Source organism: Shewanella vaxholmensis (assembly GCF_031932135.1).
Taxonomy (GTDB): domain Bacteria; phylum Pseudomonadota; class Gammaproteobacteria; order Enterobacterales; family Shewanellaceae; genus Shewanella; species Shewanella hafniensis.
In genome coordinates this window covers 23,917-40,586 of the sequence record NZ_JAUOEV010000017.1, presented here as the reverse complement: position 1 = coordinate 40,586, position 16,670 = coordinate 23,917, and the positions used below count along the sequence as shown (strand labels likewise).

Here is a 16,670-nt window from a genome sequence, read left to right as displayed (position 1 = left end):
CCTTAGTTACTTGCCCCGGCGCACACTGCGGGTCGTGCGATTACTGGAATTACGGAAACTGCTGTCTTTTGCATAGTTAGAGCGGAACTTACTATTCGAACTCTTACTTGCGCTTGTGGTGTTGCTAGCCTTAGGTGCGCTGGTACTTTCACGGGATAACGCCGTGCCACCGGTACGTGGTTTGGCATAAGGGCTGTCGAAGCGCTTACCTTGGGAATCGAAACGTTTTTTCGTTTGTTCGAAGGTCTTATTTTGCGCATCCGCTTGTTTGGGTGAGGTATAGCGATAACGACCTACGTCATTGTAATAGCTATAACCTCGGTTACCCGACCAACGATCGTAGGAAACTGGGCGATTGAAGACATTCGAAAACATTGAATACATGCCATACCAAGCCCAAAACGAAGTGCCGCTCGAGTCGGTTTGCCAGTTACCGTAAGACGGATTACCAACGAGCTGACTACCTGGACCAAAATCTTCACCGCCATTGGCTAATGTTGCGGCCTCACGGCTAATCGCATTCACGCGGGCCAGTTTGCCGTCGGACATATCGGCGACCACGTTGACAGGATCTGACAACATATCGTTAAACAGACTGGGATCAGCGGCTTGATAAAGATTTTCCGCTTCGGCCAGCTGTTGATCGAGATCGGCAAAGTTACTCGCCACTTTCGATTCATCTAAACGACGTTTCAGCGAGGTATACATGGGGCCTTGGGTGCCAGAATCCTTTGCTAATTCATCAAGCAGAGGCGCTAAATCGGGTTTCTGCTGCTTTAACAGTGTGGTGTATTGTTTTAATAGGTTAGCATTACGCAACTGGCCGTCATCGATCATCGTCGTGAGCGTAGCGAGGCGTTGCTGCGTGAGTTGTTGATACTTCGCGATTTTATCCGGTCTGTCATCGCCACAACCCGTCAGCGATAGCGTAACGGTTAAAAACAGTATCGATGTGAGAACACGGGTTAGCATTCCTGCCATGTTTTCTCCAAATGGTAATGAAATAAAACTCAAATACTTGCAGGCAATAATAATCTGCTTGCCCAATATGCCTGCCGCGCAGGTTATAGTACCCTTAAATGCCACAGATAAAAGGGGATACCTTTATTTGTGTGCTACATCAGGTAGCTGCAAGTCTCGTCGAACATAACATGATGTGGCGTCAATCTATATCATTTACGACATAATATGTCGATAGCTAAATTTGTTAGGGATTATTATGACCATGCAAAAAGACAGTAATAAGTCATTGTCTATTCTCGTTAATCAAACCGCTGAGCACAACTGGCTGCGGTTAGAGGAAGTATGGTCCGAAGGACTCGCGCAATTAATACCTGCCCAGCAGCAAGAACTCAAAACGGTTCTAGGGCTCAGTGATTACGTGGCGGCCCAGTTATGCCGACATCCCGAGTGGATTAACAGGCTGTTTGCCGGCGAGTTAAGCTTGATTGAGCGTAAAAACTTTGATCTTGAGTTACACGAAGTGCTGAGCAGCGCCACAACTGAAGAGATGGCAAAAGCCAGCCTGCGACGGTTTCGTAACTACCAAATGGTGCGCTTAGCTTGGCGTGACTTTTTAGACTACGCCAGTTTAGAAGCATCCCTGCTCGATCTGTCGGCGCTTGCCGAAGCGTTAGTGATTTGCGCCCGCGATTGGCTCTATAAAGATATGTGCGCCCAATACGGCACGCCGATGGACAAAGAAGGCAATGCACAGCCATTGCTGATTTTAGGCATGGGCAAGTTAGGCGGCCGCGAGCTCAATTTCTCCTCCGATATCGACTTGATTTTCACTTTCCCTGAGCATGGTGAAACCGTCGGTGGTCGTCGCAGTTTAGACAATCAACAATTTTTTATCCGCATGGGACAAAGGCTAGTGAACTTGCTCGACCAAGTTACCGTCGATGGTTTCGTGTTCCGCGTGGATATGCGTTTGCGCCCCTACGGAGAAAGTGGCCCGCTGGTGGTGAGTTTTAGTGGCCTTGAGGATTATTACCAAGAACAGGGCCGAGATTGGGAACGCTATGCCATGGTCAAGGCGCGTGCGCTCGGACCTTGGAGCCATTTCTCCGATGAATTACACAGCCTGCTCAGACCCTTTGTGTATCGCCGCTATATCGACTTTTCAGCGATTGAATCCCTGCGAAAAATGAAGCAACTCATCGCCCAAGAAGTGCGACGTCGTCATTTGACCGACAATATTAAACTCGGTGCGGGCGGTATTCGTGAGGTCGAGTTCGTGGTGCAGAGTTTCCAATTAATTCGTGGCGGCCGCGAGCCTGCACTGCGCCAGCAGAGTTTATTCGGTGCTATCGATACGCTCTACAGCTTAGGGCAGTTTGAATATTTGGCGGTCGATGAGCTTAAACACAGCTATTTATTGCTGCGCCGAGTGGAGAATTTACTGCAAGCCATAGACGATAAACAAACCCAAACCTTGCCGAATAATCCGCTGGATTGGGCGCGATTGTGCCATGTGCTCGATATGGCAAACGAGGTTGATTTACGGACTCATATTGAAGCGGCAATGAGCAAAATCCATCGTCACTTTAAAGCCACAGTGGGTGGTGAAGAAGGCGAAGAAAAGGCCGAGCATTGGACAACGCAGCTGTGGCATGTGCAAGATATTGATGATGCCGTCGCGCTATTGGCCGAACAGCAAATCGACGATGACAAGCTGTGCCCTATGCTCAGCAGTTGGCGTGAGACTGTCACTAAGCGTTCCATTGGTCCACGCGGGCGGGAAACCTTAGATAAATTAATGCCAAGATTATTGGAAGAGTTGATTAATCAACAGAGTCCATCGGCTGCCTTTGAGCCCGTGTCTAAGGTGCTTGAGCAGATTTTAACTCGCACCACCTACCTTGAGCTTTTATGTGAAAACCCTGGCGCACGGCAACAGTTAGTGAGCCTGTGCTGTGCCAGCCCTTGGATTGCCGCGCAGTTGGCTAAGTTTCCCATGCTGCTCGATGAGCTTATCGATCCGTCGCAGCTTTATGACACAACCTCCATCGATGATTATCCTAGCGAGCTGCGTCAGTACATGTTGCGGGTGCCCGAGGATGATATGGAGCAGCAGATGGAAGCGCTGCGACAATTTAAGCTGTCACAACAACTTAAAATCGCCGCCGCCGATGTCACTGGGGTTTTACCTGTGATGCAAGTGAGCGATCACTTAACCTTTTTAGCCGAAGCCATCATAGAACAAGTGGTGATGCAGGCGTGGCAACAGGTTTCAGTGCGCCACGGTGTGCCCGCTCACCTTGAGGGCAATGACACCGGCTTTGCCGTTGTCGGCTATGGCAAGCTCGGTGGGATAGAATTGGGTTACGGCTCAGATCTCGACTTAGTCTTCCTGTGTGAAAATAAAACAGAAAACGGCCTGACTAATGGGGATCGGCCGATTGAAGTTGGCCATTTTTACCTCAAACTTGCCCAGCGTATTTTGCATTTATTCTCGACTCGCACGACTTCGGGTGAGTTGTACGAAGTGGATATGCGTTTGCGTCCTTCCGGCGCCTCGGGTTTGATGGTCAGTGAGATTGAACGCTTTGGCGAATACCAAGCTAATGAGGCGTGGACGTGGGAACATCAAGCCTTAGTGCGCTCGCGTTTTGTTTTCGGCGACAATAGTTTAGCGGTCAAATTTAGCCGAATTCGCGCCTCGGTATTGGAAAAACCACGGGATAAAACTGAGCTGCAAAAAGCAGTACGTGAGATGCGTCAGAAGATGCGCGATCACTTGCTCAAAGTCAGCGATGGCATGTTTGATCTAAAACAGAGTCCCGGCGGTATTGCAGATATCGAGTTTATCGCCCAGTACTTAGTGCTGGCTAATGCCCATGAGTATCCTGAGCTGACGATTTGGTCTGACAATGTGCGGATTTTTGGGGTGTTGGCTGAGCTTGAACTCTTACCTATGATGAGTGCCCAGCATTTAACTCAAACCTATTGCTTACTCAGGGATGAAAATCATCGACTGACTCTGCAACAAAAGGCGGGGCAGTTACCTGTGTTAGAGGTTGAGGAACATGCCGAGCGAGTGCTCAATATCTACCGCGCTGTGCTGGAATAGTACAGTCATCTAAAGGGAGTAAAGCTGAAACGAATATCAGCCTTAACACCGCAAGAATGCCCAATTTAGGCTAGAGTTTAATGAGAGCAGTTAGCAGAGAGCACCATGCAATTACCTACTATCCCTGAAAACGAGCTGCAACGTTTGGCCACGTTACGCGCACTCAATGTGCTCGACACCGATGCCGAGGAACGTTTCGATCGTATTACTCGGCTGACGCGCAGAATTTTCTCTTTGCCAGTTTGTGTTGTGACCTTAGTGGATGCCGAACGGCAGTGGTTTAAGTCTCGCCAAGGATTGGAGGTGACTGAAACACCGCGGGAAATTTCATTTTGCGGCCATGCGATTAATCAACACAGTATTTTAATCGTAAACGACGCCCTCAAAGATCCGCGTTTTAGTGACAATCCACTGGTGACGGAGCAGCCGCATATTCGCTTTTACGCTGGCTATCCCTTAACCATTCACGGGCAATATCAGGTAGGAACCTTGTGTGTAATCGGTACTGAACCGCGTGAGTTTACGGCTGAAGATATTGAAACCTTGACGGATTTGGGTGAAATGGTGGAGGCGGAATTACTCTCTATCGCGCAAAATACTTTAGATCCTTTGACCACGATTTCGAATCGGCGTGGATTTGAATTACTGGCCCATCAGGCGCTAGCGAGTTGTCGGCGTACTGAATCTGAGGCGGCATTACTCTTCTTCGATCTCGATTTTTTTAAGGAAGTGAATGACAACTTTGGTCACCTCAAGGGCGACCAAGTGTTATACGATTTTGCCCATATCCTGATGACCGCTTTTAGGGAGTCGGATGTGATTGCAAGGCTTGGCGGCGATGAGTTTGTGGTGCTATTAAGTTTTGTACATAGCGATACAGTCAATCGTGTCATCGAGCGTTTTAAGCTGTTACTTGAACAATATAATCAACAGCATCCTGAGCAACATAGCTTAGCGGCCAGTATTGGTATCGCCCATTGGACGCCAGATTCTGAGATGAGTTTAGAGGATCTATTAGATTCCGCCGATAAGGCCATGTATCAGGATAAAGCCGCCCACCACAGTGATGCGCCTTAATTGATGTGTGCTTAAGCAAGATGAAAAGGGAGACAATTATGTCTCCCTTTATATTGGACTCAGCAGTAACTTAGCTATCCTTTAATGTTTTAATTTAAAAGGGCAATGTTTGCTGAACATTATTTAATGGGATGATTTATCGCGTTTCATCTAGAGGTAAGGTAAGGTCGTTAGACTGTTTTTTGTTTCTCTATAGAAACGATTAGTCGGTGAGTTAGAACGTTACGCAGTACAAACATGCAGCAAAAGTCATTTAGTTTTTACTTACTTGAATATTTTTTGCGAACAGAAGGAGAGCACGTTATGTCTGAGAACAAATGTCCTATGCATTATTCTGCTGGTGGCACCACTAATCGAGATTGGTGGCCTAAACAGCTCCGGCTCGATATTCTGCATCAGCACTCTTCCTTGTCGAATCCTATGGGTGAAGACTTCAATTATGCTGAAGCCTTCAAATCCCTCGATTTAGCCGCGGTAAAGCAAGACCTCCTCGCATTAATGACTGATTCACAGGACTGGTGGCCAGCGGATTTTGGTCACTATGGACCACTATTTATTCGTATGGCGTGGCACAGTGCCGGCACCTACCGTACCGGTGATGGACGCGGCGGTGCGGGCAGCGGTAATCAACGTTTTGCGCCGTTAAATAGTTGGCCAGATAACGTCAACCTCGATAAAGCTCGCAGGCTCCTTTGGCCGATCAAACAGAAATATGGCAATAAAATCTCCTGGGCCGATTTAATGATCCTCACGGGTAATGTCGCGCTGGAATCTATGGGATTCAAAACCTTAGGCTTCGCCGGTGGGCGAGTCGATATATGGGAGCCCGAAGTCGATGTCTACTGGGGTACCGAAGATAAGTGGTTAGACGATAAGCGTTATTCTGGTGAGCGGGATCTTGAAGATCCTCTTGCTGCAGTACAAATGGGGCTGATTTATGTTAATCCTGAAGGACCGAATGGCGATCCCGATCCTTTCGCTGCCGCTGTCGATATCCGCGAAACCTTTGCTCGCATGGCAATGAATGATGAAGAAACTGTGGCCCTAATTGCCGGTGGCCATACTTTTGGTAAAACCCATGGTGCAGGTGATGCTGCATTAGTCGGGCCTGAGCCCGAAGCCGCCAGTATTGAGCAGCAAGGGCTAGGTTGGCTGAGTCGCTATAAAAGTGGTAAAGGTGGCGATACTATTTCCAGTGGCCTTGAAGTGACTTGGACCTCAACGCCAACCCAATGGAGTAACAATTTTTTTGAAAATCTATTCGGTTATGAATGGGAACTGACTAAGAGCCCAGCGGGCGCCCACCAGTGGAAACCTAAAAATGGCGCGGGTAAAGGGGTGATCCCCGATGCGCACGACGCCTCAAAACGTCATGTGCCGACTATGTTGACCACTGACCTTGCACTGATCTTCGATCCTGATTACGAGAAAATATCACGTCGATTCTTTGAAAATCCCGATGAGTTTGCCGACGTATTTGCAAAAGCTTGGTACAAGCTGACACACAGAGATATGGGGCCATGCACACGCTATTTGGGTCCTGAAGTGCCTGCAGAAACGTTTCTTTGGCAAGACCCCATTCCTGCGGTTGATCATCCCTTGGTTAATGAGCAGGATGTTACTGATCTCAAACTGAAGATTATTGGTTCTGGATTAACGATTTCAGAAGTCGTTGCCACTGCTTGGGCCTCGGCGTCTACCTATCGCGGTTCTGATATGCGCGGTGGTGCGAACGGTGCTCGAATTCGACTCGCACCGCAAAAAGATTGGCCAGTGAATCAGCCTGAGCAACTCGCTAAAGTGCTGAAAGTACTTGAAACTATTCAGTCTGAGTTCAACAAAAGCGGTAAAAAAATCTCCCTTGCTGACTTAATTGTGCTGGCAGGTTGTGTTGGTATCGATCAAGCAGCCAGAAATGCGGGGGTTGAAGTGACGATTCCATTTACGCCGGGTCGTATGGATGCCACGCAAGCGCAAACGGATGTGGAATCTTTCGCGGTACTTGAGCCTGTAGCTGACGGCTTTAGAAATTATCATCCCACCCAGTTTTCGCTATCGGCGGAGGAGTTATTGGTCGATAGGGCACAGTTACTGACATTAACCGCGCCGGAAATGACAGTGCTCATCGGTGGGTTGCGAGTGTTAGATACGAACGCCGATCAATCTAAAACGGGTGTATTGACCACGCGCCCAGAGTTTTTAACCAACGACTTTTTCGTTAACTTGCTGGATATGGGGACGACATGGAAACCCACTTCCAAAGCGGAGGATAGGTTTGTAGGTGTTGATCGCGTTAGCGGCCAGCAAAAATGGACGGCGTCGCGGGTTGATTTGATTTTTGGCTCTAACTCGCAGCTGCGTGCACTTGCAGAAGTGTACGCGAGCAGCGATGCGCAGCTGCGATTTATCGACGACTTTATCGCGGCTTGGACTAAGGTAATGAACTTAGACAGGTTTGATCTGCGCTGAGTTTAGCTTTAGTTTGTAAGTCTTATCTAAGTGGCAAATGGGCCCGATTTAAGTCTTGTCGTCTTGAAGGTTAGTCTAGTGCTTAAGTGGATTTTTCAGTCAAATGATCGCCTAACTCTCACTGGTTACGCGATCATTTTTATTAATCTGTAACGGCGTTTATCAATTTAGGGTAGGGATATGAACATTCAGCAAATGTCGGGTTTAGCTATTTTACAGGCAATGGCAAAGGGTGAACTACCTGCTCCTTCTATCACCCAGACTATGCCCATGTCATTGATTCGATTCGAAGAAGGCTCTGTGCTGTTTAATGCGACAGCCGATGATAAGCATCTGAATCCGCTAGGCGGCGTTCATGGTGGTTTCGCTGCCACTGTACTGGATTCTGTTACTGGCTGCGCTGTGCACACTTTGCTTGAAGCGGGTGTGGGTTACGGTACTATCGATTTGAATATTAAAATGATTCGACCTGTGCCTAAGCATCAAGTGTTAGTGGCCGAGGGCAGAGTGATTAATCTGTCTAAGTCCTTAGGGATATCGGAAGGCACGCTAAAAACGCAGGATGGAAAATTACTGGCCACCGCTACGGCGACTTGCATGATTTTAAGACCATAGGCTGATGCTATGCGGTACCCAATGTTATTAGAACAGTACTTTACCCTGTTAGCTGTAAGGATTTTATGAGCATTAATTCAGTAAATAACGGAATTTTTTAATCATATTTTCATAAATAGGCTTCAAGATTGAAAATAGCTAGCATACGATATTCCATTCGACAGAAAGTATGTTAGATTCTGGCGAATTGTTGCTGATCGCTGTATTGTTACCTCTGTCATCAACAGTTCTCCACAGGGCCATCGCTGCAAATTTAGTTAGATTTGCAGGGAAGTGTCAGGAAGTTACACCAATTCAGAGTCTGCTTATGCAACCCAATTTATTTCCCGAACAAAGAAACGTTTACCAACAATCGATGGTGACAGTACCTTCGATTGAAGCCCAATCTTCCTCTCGTCGCGGCCGTTTGCAGCGCATGGTTGGCAGCGTATTGTTAACCTGTAGCGTATTGCTGAGTCTTTCGGCGTGTGCGGCGGGTAAGCAGGCGTCACCACAAGAAGGTGAAGAGTTCAGTTACGCTTGGCTTAAGGGCTATGCCCGAACTATGGCTGCACAACCCTATGAAAGCCATAAAGGCGAATTGCCTAAAAGCCTTCAAGGCATGAGCTGGGATGATTACCAACAATTCCACTTTAAGAAGAAAGCTGCACTGTGGCGCGATCAGGACTCGGAGTTTCGTGCTGAGCTGTTCCACCTAGGGCTGTATTTCGACACGCCAATTCACATTTATGAATTGAATGAAGGCAAGGCTAAGTTAATCGACTATTCGCCTTCTATGTTCGATTACGGCAAGTCAAAGGTGAAAGGCAGTCAGTTGCCTAAGGATCTTGGCTTTGCGGGTTTCCGTATGCAGTTCAATACCGATTGGGAACGTGACGTTGTCGCTTTCCTTGGCGCCAGCTATTTCCGCGCTGTGGGTCATGAGATGCAATACGGCCTGTCGGCTCGTGGTTTAGCGGTGGATACTGCGCTGCCAAAACCTGAAGAGTTTCCAATGTTCACCGACTTCTGGTTAGAAAAACCTAAACCAGGATCGAACATCACGACTGTGTATGCCTTGTTAGACTCTCCGAGTGTCACGGGGGCTTACCGTTTCGATATCGAACCGGGTGAGCGTTTAAAAATGAAAGTTGATGTGGCTGTTTATCCACGTAAAGCAATTGAACGTTTAGGCGTAGCGCCACTGACCAGTATGTTTATGGTGGGTGAGAACGATCGCCGTACCGGTTACGACTGGCGTCCAGAAATCCATGATACCGATGGCTTAGCCATGCACACGGGTAATGGTGAATGGATTTGGCGTCCACTAGGTAATCCAGAAAACCTACGATTCAACGCCTATAGCGATGAGAATCCAAAGGGTTTTGGTTTACTGCAACGTGACCGCAACTTCGATCACTATCAGGATGACGGCGTGTTTTACGATAAACGCCCAAGCCTGTGGATTGAACCAACAAGCAGTTGGGGTAAAGGTTCAGTGCAGTTAGTTGAAATCCCAACACTGGATGAAACCTTCGATAACATAGTGGCTTTCTGGAATCCTGCTGAGCCGATTGTGCCGGGTCAAGAGCTGCTGTATAGCTACAACATGTATTGGGGCGGCATTCCACCGGTTCAATCACCCCGTGCTCGCGTTGTTGATACCTTCACCGGGATTGGCGGCGTAGTTGGCCAGAAACGCAAATACTACAGTAAGCGTTTTGTGGTGGATTTCGCGGGCGGCACTTTGCCTATGATAGGCAAAGACACCCAAGTAAAAGCCGTGATCACTGCATCTGAAGGCAAAGTCGAAATTGAATCTGCCCGTCCTCTAGCGTCGATTAATGGTTACCGCGCTATGTTTGACGTAGTGCCACCCGGAGACGGTACTGAGCCGATTAACCTGAGAGTCTATTTAGAAGTTGATGGCCAGCCATTGTCTGAAACTTGGATGTATCAGTGGAATCCGCCTGCTAAGGATGATCGTGAATTGCACAATGCGGGTCATCTGCAATAAGCGATTAGTGAGTCATTAATCTAAAACGCCAGCTAACTTAGCTGGCGTTTTTGTTTTGGCTGAGCCCGCTAAATCCTGCATCTTCAGTTTTTGGATTTATACGGCTTGATAGGCTAAGACTAGATTATCTAAAAAATGCCCCAGCAACTGATTCATTCGAGTCGTTGATTGTCTCAAGATGAACTCTGGGCTTTGAATATATGGCATTTTTTGTGTACTGGAAAAAGCATGTTCTTGGGCTATTAATGGCGTTAATTGGCTACTGATAAATTCAAGATGGCATTGAAATCCAAAAACTAAATGTGTGTAACGTATTATTTGCCTTGGGCAAGCTTCACTTGTGGCGAGCACTTCGCAATCGGGAGTGAGGCCTGGCATATCGTTATGCCAGTGGCCGACCACTTCAGTTGTCGAAAATGTCTTAAGGCTAATATCACGTCTTCCTGCTGCAGTCAGTTCAATAGGGAAGTAACCAATCTCGGCATGTGGACTCTTTTGATAACGGGCACCTAATGCCTCGCCGATTAACTGTGCTCCAAGACAAACACCCACAACGGCTTTATTTGTCTGGATAGCTTGCCTGATAAGTCTTTGTTCTGCTTGGCTATCAAAATATGGACAATCGCTTTGGCATGTCGCGGGAGATTGGGGGCCACCGAGGATAATTAATAGATCAAAACCATCACTATTGTCAGGTAAAGCTTCATTTAGATAGATTCTGCTAAAGCTCATACTGTAGTTTTTGCTTGCGGCCCAATCGCTAAAATAGCCTGGACCTTCATAGCTTTCATGGATAATGCAATGAATGCGCATCGAGTTTTCCTGTGTCTTTTATGGGATAACGCTATGCTACAATCCTTTTTATTTGGCTGAATAACGTTATATGGACAAGTAATAATGCTAAATCGCCAACTCGATTCTATTAATACCATTATTGAGCAAGCGCCTAATATGCCTTCTTTTGTAAAAACGATTGAGATGCAGAAGGGATATGTGGATGCTTTACACCAGCACTGTTGGCATCAGCTTATTTTTCCGCTTCAAGGCCTGTTACAGACAGAGGCAAATGGGGCACTGTTTTTGGTCCCCCATACTACAGCGCTTTTTGTACCTGCAGGTGTCATGCATGAGTCTGTTGCGATTACAGATACCTGCTTTATTGGTGTCTATTTGAATCCTATGTATGGCCGAGATTATGGCGCCATGATAAAACCCGTCGCTATGAGTGCTTTTCTAAGGGAGTTGGTGCTAACGCTTAGAAAACAATGTGTTTTTAATCCCCCAACGAATGTTGAGCCAATGGCTCTGGCGGCAATACAGCGTTTGCTTGAGGTGTTATACGATCAAATTAATAGTGCGGAAGGACAGACTTTTAAGTTACTGATACCGCAAGATAGGCGCCTAAAATTGATCTTTGAGCATTTAACCCAAACACCAGCTTTAGATTTCTCTTTAGTGAAATGGGGTGAGATGGTTGGGGCATCGGAACGAACATTGTCGAGGTTATTTGTGAGGGAGTTTGGTTCCTCATTCGTCTTATGGCGTCAACATTTGCGGCTGATCTATTCGCTGTCGTTATTGGCCACAGACCTATCAATACAGAATGTGGCTCACCAAATCGGTTATCAAAATGATTCATCCTATATCAAAGCTTTCAAGGAGCGCTTTGGGATGACGCCACAGCGATTTCGGTTAGGCGATCATGGGATATAACGCAGTTACGACCTATGATAACGAGCATTTCATCTGACTTTTTAATTTGAATCAATGCTTTATGGATTTTATTCGCGGTTATTCATATCGTTGAATATAATCATCAATTGCAAGCATACGACTGAGTTATTGAGGACTAATTCACTTTTTGACAATCTAAATAATTTTTCACTGTAAAAGAGGCCAAATATAGGCGTAATCTGTGGGCGTTCTCGCCATGGGTCAGTATGTTATGTTTGAAATGTTCACTACGTTAGGCTTTGCTTGGTCTGTGGGTTTAGTGCTTGCGATACTGTTTGTATTGGCATACGAGTTCATCAATGGTTTCCACGACACCGCCAATGCGGTGGCGACAGTTATCTATACCAAGGCGATGCCGGCCAATCTTGCTGTTGCTACCTCTGCACTCTTTAACTTTGCGGGTGTGCTATTAGGTGGTTTAGGTGTGGCCTATGCGATAGTGCATTTATTGCCCGTAGATTCCTTGCTCGGCATGGATTCGACCCAAGGTTTATTGATGGTCTTTTCTTTGCTGTTTTCGGCAATTATCTGGAACTTAGGCACTTGGTATTTTGGTATTCCAGCATCGAGTTCCCATACCTTGATTGGGTCAATAATGGGCGTGGGCGGCGCGTTCGCGTGGATGAATCATCAACCTATCTTGCAGGGCATTAATGTCTCTAAAGCCTCGCAGATCATGTTGTCTTTAATTATTTCGCCGACCTTAGGTTTTGTGATGGCTGGGATTTTTCTGCTCATCATGAAATATGTCTGGCAGAAACATAAAATTCACCGTACTCCCGATGAACAGATGCAGATTAATGGTAAAAAACACCCGCCATTTTGGGCCAGGGCGAGTTTAATTGTCTCTGCTATGGGCGTGAGTTTTGCCCATGGTTCTAACGATGGTCAGAAGGGTATCGGCCTAGTGATGTTAGTGCTGATTTGTATGGCTCCGGCGTATTTTGCCTTGGATATGGGCAGCCAACCCTATGATTTAGAAAGAACTCAAGATGCCAATCGGCGCATCATGGCGATTTACGATCGCAATCAAGCCGTTATCGCCGATGTGATCGACTTTAACGCTTCAGCAAACGTCCCCGAATATATGCTGGCCCATTGCTCGCCCGCGAATGTATTGCCCGCGATGTCGCTGCTCGACCGTCGCTTGGCAAAAGTCTCGACTTACCAAGAGATGAATGTCGCTGAGCGACGCGAGGTGCGTCGATTACTCTTGTGTATTGATGATACCGCTCGCCAAGTCGCTAAGTTAGATCTGCCCGTGAAAGATCTGACTTCATTGGCGAAATGGCGCAAGGATCTCACCCACACCACTGAATATGCGCCACTTTGGGTGATTATTGCCATTGCGACTGCACTGGGCTGCGGCACGTTAGTGGGTTGGCGAAGGATTGTGTATACCGTGGGTGAGAAAATTGGTTCATCGAGTATGACCTACAGCCAAGGTATTGCTGCACAGGTCACCGCTGCCGTATCGATTGGGATTGCCAGTATGACGGGCATGCCGGTATCGACGACTCATATTCTATCTTCCGCTGTTGCTGGCACTATGGTGGCGAATCGCTCAGGGCTTCAGATCCAGACAATCAAGCAAATCATGCTCGCTTGGCTATTGACGCTTCCTATCACTATGTTGCTCTCTGCGTGCGTATTTATCCTTGCCAATGCACTTTGGGGTTAGCCAGAAATATAAGCTGAATGCTCACATAGCCAAGCCTTAAGCGCTTGGTGTTTAAATTCAGCGCCGTTTCCCGCGCATAATGAGCTAAGGCATCTTGTTAGTGTTGAGTCTTCAACACCCACAAGAATAAAATGGTTGAGCAATCTCGAATACGTTTTAAAGCACGATACCAATAATAAGAGCAGCGATACCCACGGCGAGCTTGCCGTGGGTTTTATTAGGCCAGTTTTACCTTAATAGCGTTCTACCAAGAAAGTCCCATCTGGGGGCTTGTCTCTTCGGGTTTCTTTTCAAGCAGGTTTATCTCGGCGAGTTGAATGTGCGTTGCAATTTGGCTGCGCAATTTTTGATAGAGACGTATGGCGAGTTCTGGTGCGGTTTCATTATCGGGAGTATGGATAAATAGATAAGGCTCTCGGCCTTCAGTAAGCCACAGCGGGAGTTGGGCGAGCCAGTTATCAAAAAAGGCATCGTTATCCTTAGGTAAAGCACTCGCGCCTTGCTGCGCGAGTCGTGTTACGGCATCGTCTGCTTGGCCGATAAAGCGCACCACAGGATGATTTGCGGTGGCAATCGCATGCACTGGCACTCGAGGTTTTTTCTTATGGGCGTCGATAATGGCGGCGTTGCTGGGTGGTAGGGCAAACAAGGGCCTGCTATCCATGATGATGCGATTCACTTTTTTATCGATAAGCAATCGATTCAGTGCACGCTCGGCTTCTCCCTTCGCAAAAAATGCAGCATGCCTGACTTCAACGCCATAGGTTAATCCTTGGGGGACTTGATTGAGAAATTGCGCTAACACAGGTAAGTTTTCTGGGCCGAAATGGGCGGGTAGTTGGATTTTCCAGATCCCCGTTTTATCAATTAATGGCGCCATCACTTGGAAGAAATCTTTCAACTCTTGGCCACAGTATTGCAATAGTTTTTGGTGGGTAATGGTTTGCGGCAGCTTGAAGGTAAAGCGAAAATCATCGGGTGTGGCACTGTGCCAGTTCATTACAGTTTGCTGTGCTGGCGTTGCGTAGAAACTGGTGTTGCCTTCGACCGTATTGAATATTGTGGCGTAACGGGCGAGTCGCTCCGCTTGTTTAATCCCATGGCCATAGACACTCTCTTGCCAATTTGAGTGTGACCACATGGCTAGCCCAAGGCGAAAATGACTCGGTTTATTTAACCCAGAACGCAACTCATCCAAAAAGACCTTCCTTAAATTTTATTCACATTTGCCAATGCAATCCTAGCCTGATGTAGGCTAGGGTTTGGGGCATTGTGCCGATACCCTTAGTTTAGAGTCAAATCTCGCCGCTGATGGCTTAGGGTATTGTATTTGATTTTGTTTGCATTTAATCCTATAAAAAGCCGAGCCCAACTTGGGCAACTCTGGAATGACATTGAAAATTAACCTACTCTAATAGTGCGTTATTATTATTTTTATGCTTATGATCAGACTTATTACTTAGCCAAATACAGACGTTGATTGGAGAACGGTGTGAATAATGATGGCTACACTTCCCTAAGCAATTTTATTGACCTTCTTTTGGATGCTATTTGCGTCGTTGATAAAACTGGGCGGTTTGAATTTGTCAGTGCGGGGGCTGAACGTATTTTTGGCTATACGCCTGCGGAAATGATAGGTATGCAGATGCTCGATCTTGTGCTGCCTGAAGATAGAGAACGCACACTCGCAACTGCCAATGAGATTATGACTGGCCGCTATAAGGTCGATTTCGAAAACCGTTATGTGCGTAAAGACGGCACAGTTGTCGATATTTTATGGTCTGCCCGCTGGTCCGAGGTTCACCAGCAACGTGTGGCAGTGGCGAGGGATATCTCTAAAAGTAAAAACGCCGAACGCCGACAAGCAGCCCTGTATGAGATTTCTGAAGCTGTGCATGTTGCTGAGGACTTGCTAGCCCTATACCGCCGTATCCATGAAATTATTGCGAAATTGCTACCTGCGGCAAATTTTGCCATTGCATTGTACGATCAGGATTTGAATGAACTCAGTTTCCCCTATAAAGCCGCCGCGGGTGATAATTCACTGGTCGATATCGCAAGTTTCAGCTTGTTTACCGAACAAGTGATCCACAGTGCAGAATCTTTACTCCTGTGTCCTGTGACCTTATCTGAGTATCCCCAAGCCATTCGCGAAGAGCTGGGTAATGGCAATTTAAGTTGGCTGGGGGTGCCGCTAAAGCTGCAAAAAGGCGTTATCGGTGCCTTGATGATGCATAGCTTGCCCACTTCGGCTTCTTATACGCACCAAGACCGTGAGCTATTGGAGTTTGTTTCTACGCAAATTGCCTTTGCGATTGAACGCCGACAAATGCTTGCGCGATTAGAGCATATTGCGCTGTATGATCAGCTAACTCTGTTACCCAATCGCGAGCTTTTTTACGACAGGTTTCAAAAGGCGCTATCCCGCGCCCATAGGGAATCAAGTTATTTCTCTTTACTTTATTTAGACTTAGATAAGTTTAAATGGGTTAACGATACCTTTGGTCATAGCGTTGGCGATTTGCTGCTGCAAGTAACGGCGCAGCGTATTCTCAGCTGTGTTAGGGGCTCAGATACCGTAGCGCGTTTCGGCGGTGATGAGTTTGTGATCTTACTAGAACGTGTTGATTCTGCTCAAAATACCCTATTGGCAGCGCATAAAATATTACAAGTTCTTAATCAACCCTTCGAGCTTGCCGATCAGCAAATCCATATTTTACCGAGTATTGGTATTGCCTTGTATCCAGAGCACGGCATGGACGAAAAACAGTTACTTTCCTGTGCGGATGCTGCTATGTATAAGGCTAAGAAAAATGGGGGTAATCGCATTGAAATGGGCTATCAAGGGCTAAAAAACCTAAATGCAGATCCGCTACCTGTTGCTTCTGAGTCAGAAGACAGTGAGTTAGAAGACGCTGAGTTAAATAACCTTGAAAACAAGGCGACTAAGATAGTGTGAGTCCGATTGAGGTGTTCAGGCGCAAGAGTTGGAGCGGCTGGAAGGTATAAAGAAATGCCCGTCA

General features: G+C 46.9%; 11 protein-coding genes. 8 read left to right on the top strand and 3 right to left on the bottom strand.

From position 1 onward, the window contains the following. Window positions 1-6: 6 nt before the first annotated feature. Complete coding sequence (locus Q4Q46_RS14740) at window positions 7-981, bottom strand: hypothetical protein (protein ID WP_311906341.1); 975 nt, start codon at window positions 979-981, stop codon at window positions 7-9. Between the two features lie 238 nt (window positions 982-1,219). On the opposite strand from Q4Q46_RS14740, the gene glnE reads away from it, so the two are divergent. The 5 genes from glnE to Q4Q46_RS14715 all read left to right on the top strand — a co-directional run bounded on the left by glnE (window position 1,220) and on the right by Q4Q46_RS14715 (window position 10,232). Next, window positions 1,220-4,075: a bifunctional [glutamate--ammonia ligase]-adenylyl-L-tyrosine phosphorylase/[glutamate--ammonia-ligase] adenylyltransferase gene (glnE, locus tag Q4Q46_RS14735; RefSeq protein WP_311906340.1), complete on the top strand. Its 2,856-nt coding sequence runs from the start codon at window positions 1,220-1,222 to the stop codon at window positions 4,073-4,075. Between the two features lie 105 nt (window positions 4,076-4,180). Then, complete coding sequence (locus tag Q4Q46_RS14730) at window positions 4,181-5,152, top strand: GGDEF domain-containing protein (protein WP_311906339.1); 972 nt, start codon at window positions 4,181-4,183, stop codon at window positions 5,150-5,152. Between the two features lie 303 nt (window positions 5,153-5,455). After that, window positions 5,456-7,621 carry a catalase/peroxidase HPI gene (gene katG, locus Q4Q46_RS14725; RefSeq protein ID WP_311906338.1) on the top strand — a complete coding sequence of 722 codons (2,166 nt, stop codon included), beginning with the start codon at window positions 5,456-5,458 and terminating at the stop codon, window positions 7,619-7,621. A 180-nt stretch (window positions 7,622-7,801) separates the two neighbouring features. After that, window positions 7,802-8,236: a PaaI family thioesterase gene (locus Q4Q46_RS14720; protein ID WP_311906337.1), complete on the top strand. Its 435-nt coding sequence runs from the start codon at window positions 7,802-7,804 to the stop codon at window positions 8,234-8,236. Between the two features lie 307 nt (window positions 8,237-8,543). Then, window positions 8,544-10,232, top strand: a complete 1,689-nt coding sequence (locus Q4Q46_RS14715) for an OpgD/OpgG family glucan biosynthesis protein (RefSeq protein WP_006083981.1) — start codon at window positions 8,544-8,546, stop codon at window positions 10,230-10,232. Window positions 10,233-10,328: 96 nt separating this feature from the next. Here the strand turns inward: Q4Q46_RS14715 and Q4Q46_RS14710 are convergent, their stop codons facing one another. After that, window positions 10,329-11,045, bottom strand: coding sequence for a type 1 glutamine amidotransferase (locus Q4Q46_RS14710; RefSeq protein WP_311906336.1), 717 nt, complete (start codon window positions 11,043-11,045; stop codon window positions 10,329-10,331). Window positions 11,046-11,129: 84 nt separating this feature from the next. Here Q4Q46_RS14710 and Q4Q46_RS14705 point away from each other — a divergent pair, with 84 nt between their 5' ends. Both Q4Q46_RS14705 and Q4Q46_RS14700 read left to right on the top strand, forming a co-directional pair. After that, the gene (locus Q4Q46_RS14705; RefSeq protein WP_311906335.1) at window positions 11,130-11,945 is read left to right on the top strand and encodes an AraC family transcriptional regulator; all 816 of its coding nucleotides are present in this window, start codon (window positions 11,130-11,132) and stop codon (window positions 11,943-11,945) included. 232 nt (window positions 11,946-12,177) lie between these two features. Beyond that, a complete protein-coding gene (locus Q4Q46_RS14700) occupies window positions 12,178-13,647 on the top strand; it encodes an inorganic phosphate transporter (RefSeq protein WP_261273004.1) in 1,470 nt (489 codons plus the stop codon). A gap of 244 nt (window positions 13,648-13,891) precedes the next feature. Here the strand turns inward: Q4Q46_RS14700 and Q4Q46_RS14695 are convergent, their stop codons facing one another. Beyond that, window positions 13,892-14,845, bottom strand: a complete 954-nt coding sequence (locus Q4Q46_RS14695; protein WP_311906334.1) for a DUF72 domain-containing protein — start codon at window positions 14,843-14,845, stop codon at window positions 13,892-13,894. A gap of 294 nt (window positions 14,846-15,139) precedes the next feature. Here Q4Q46_RS14695 and Q4Q46_RS14690 point away from each other — a divergent pair, with 294 nt between their 5' ends. Continuing rightward, the gene (locus Q4Q46_RS14690; RefSeq protein WP_311906333.1) at window positions 15,140-16,606 is read left to right on the top strand and encodes a diguanylate cyclase domain-containing protein; all 1,467 of its coding nucleotides are present in this window, start codon (window positions 15,140-15,142) and stop codon (window positions 16,604-16,606) included. Window positions 16,607-16,670 lie beyond the last annotated feature (64 nt).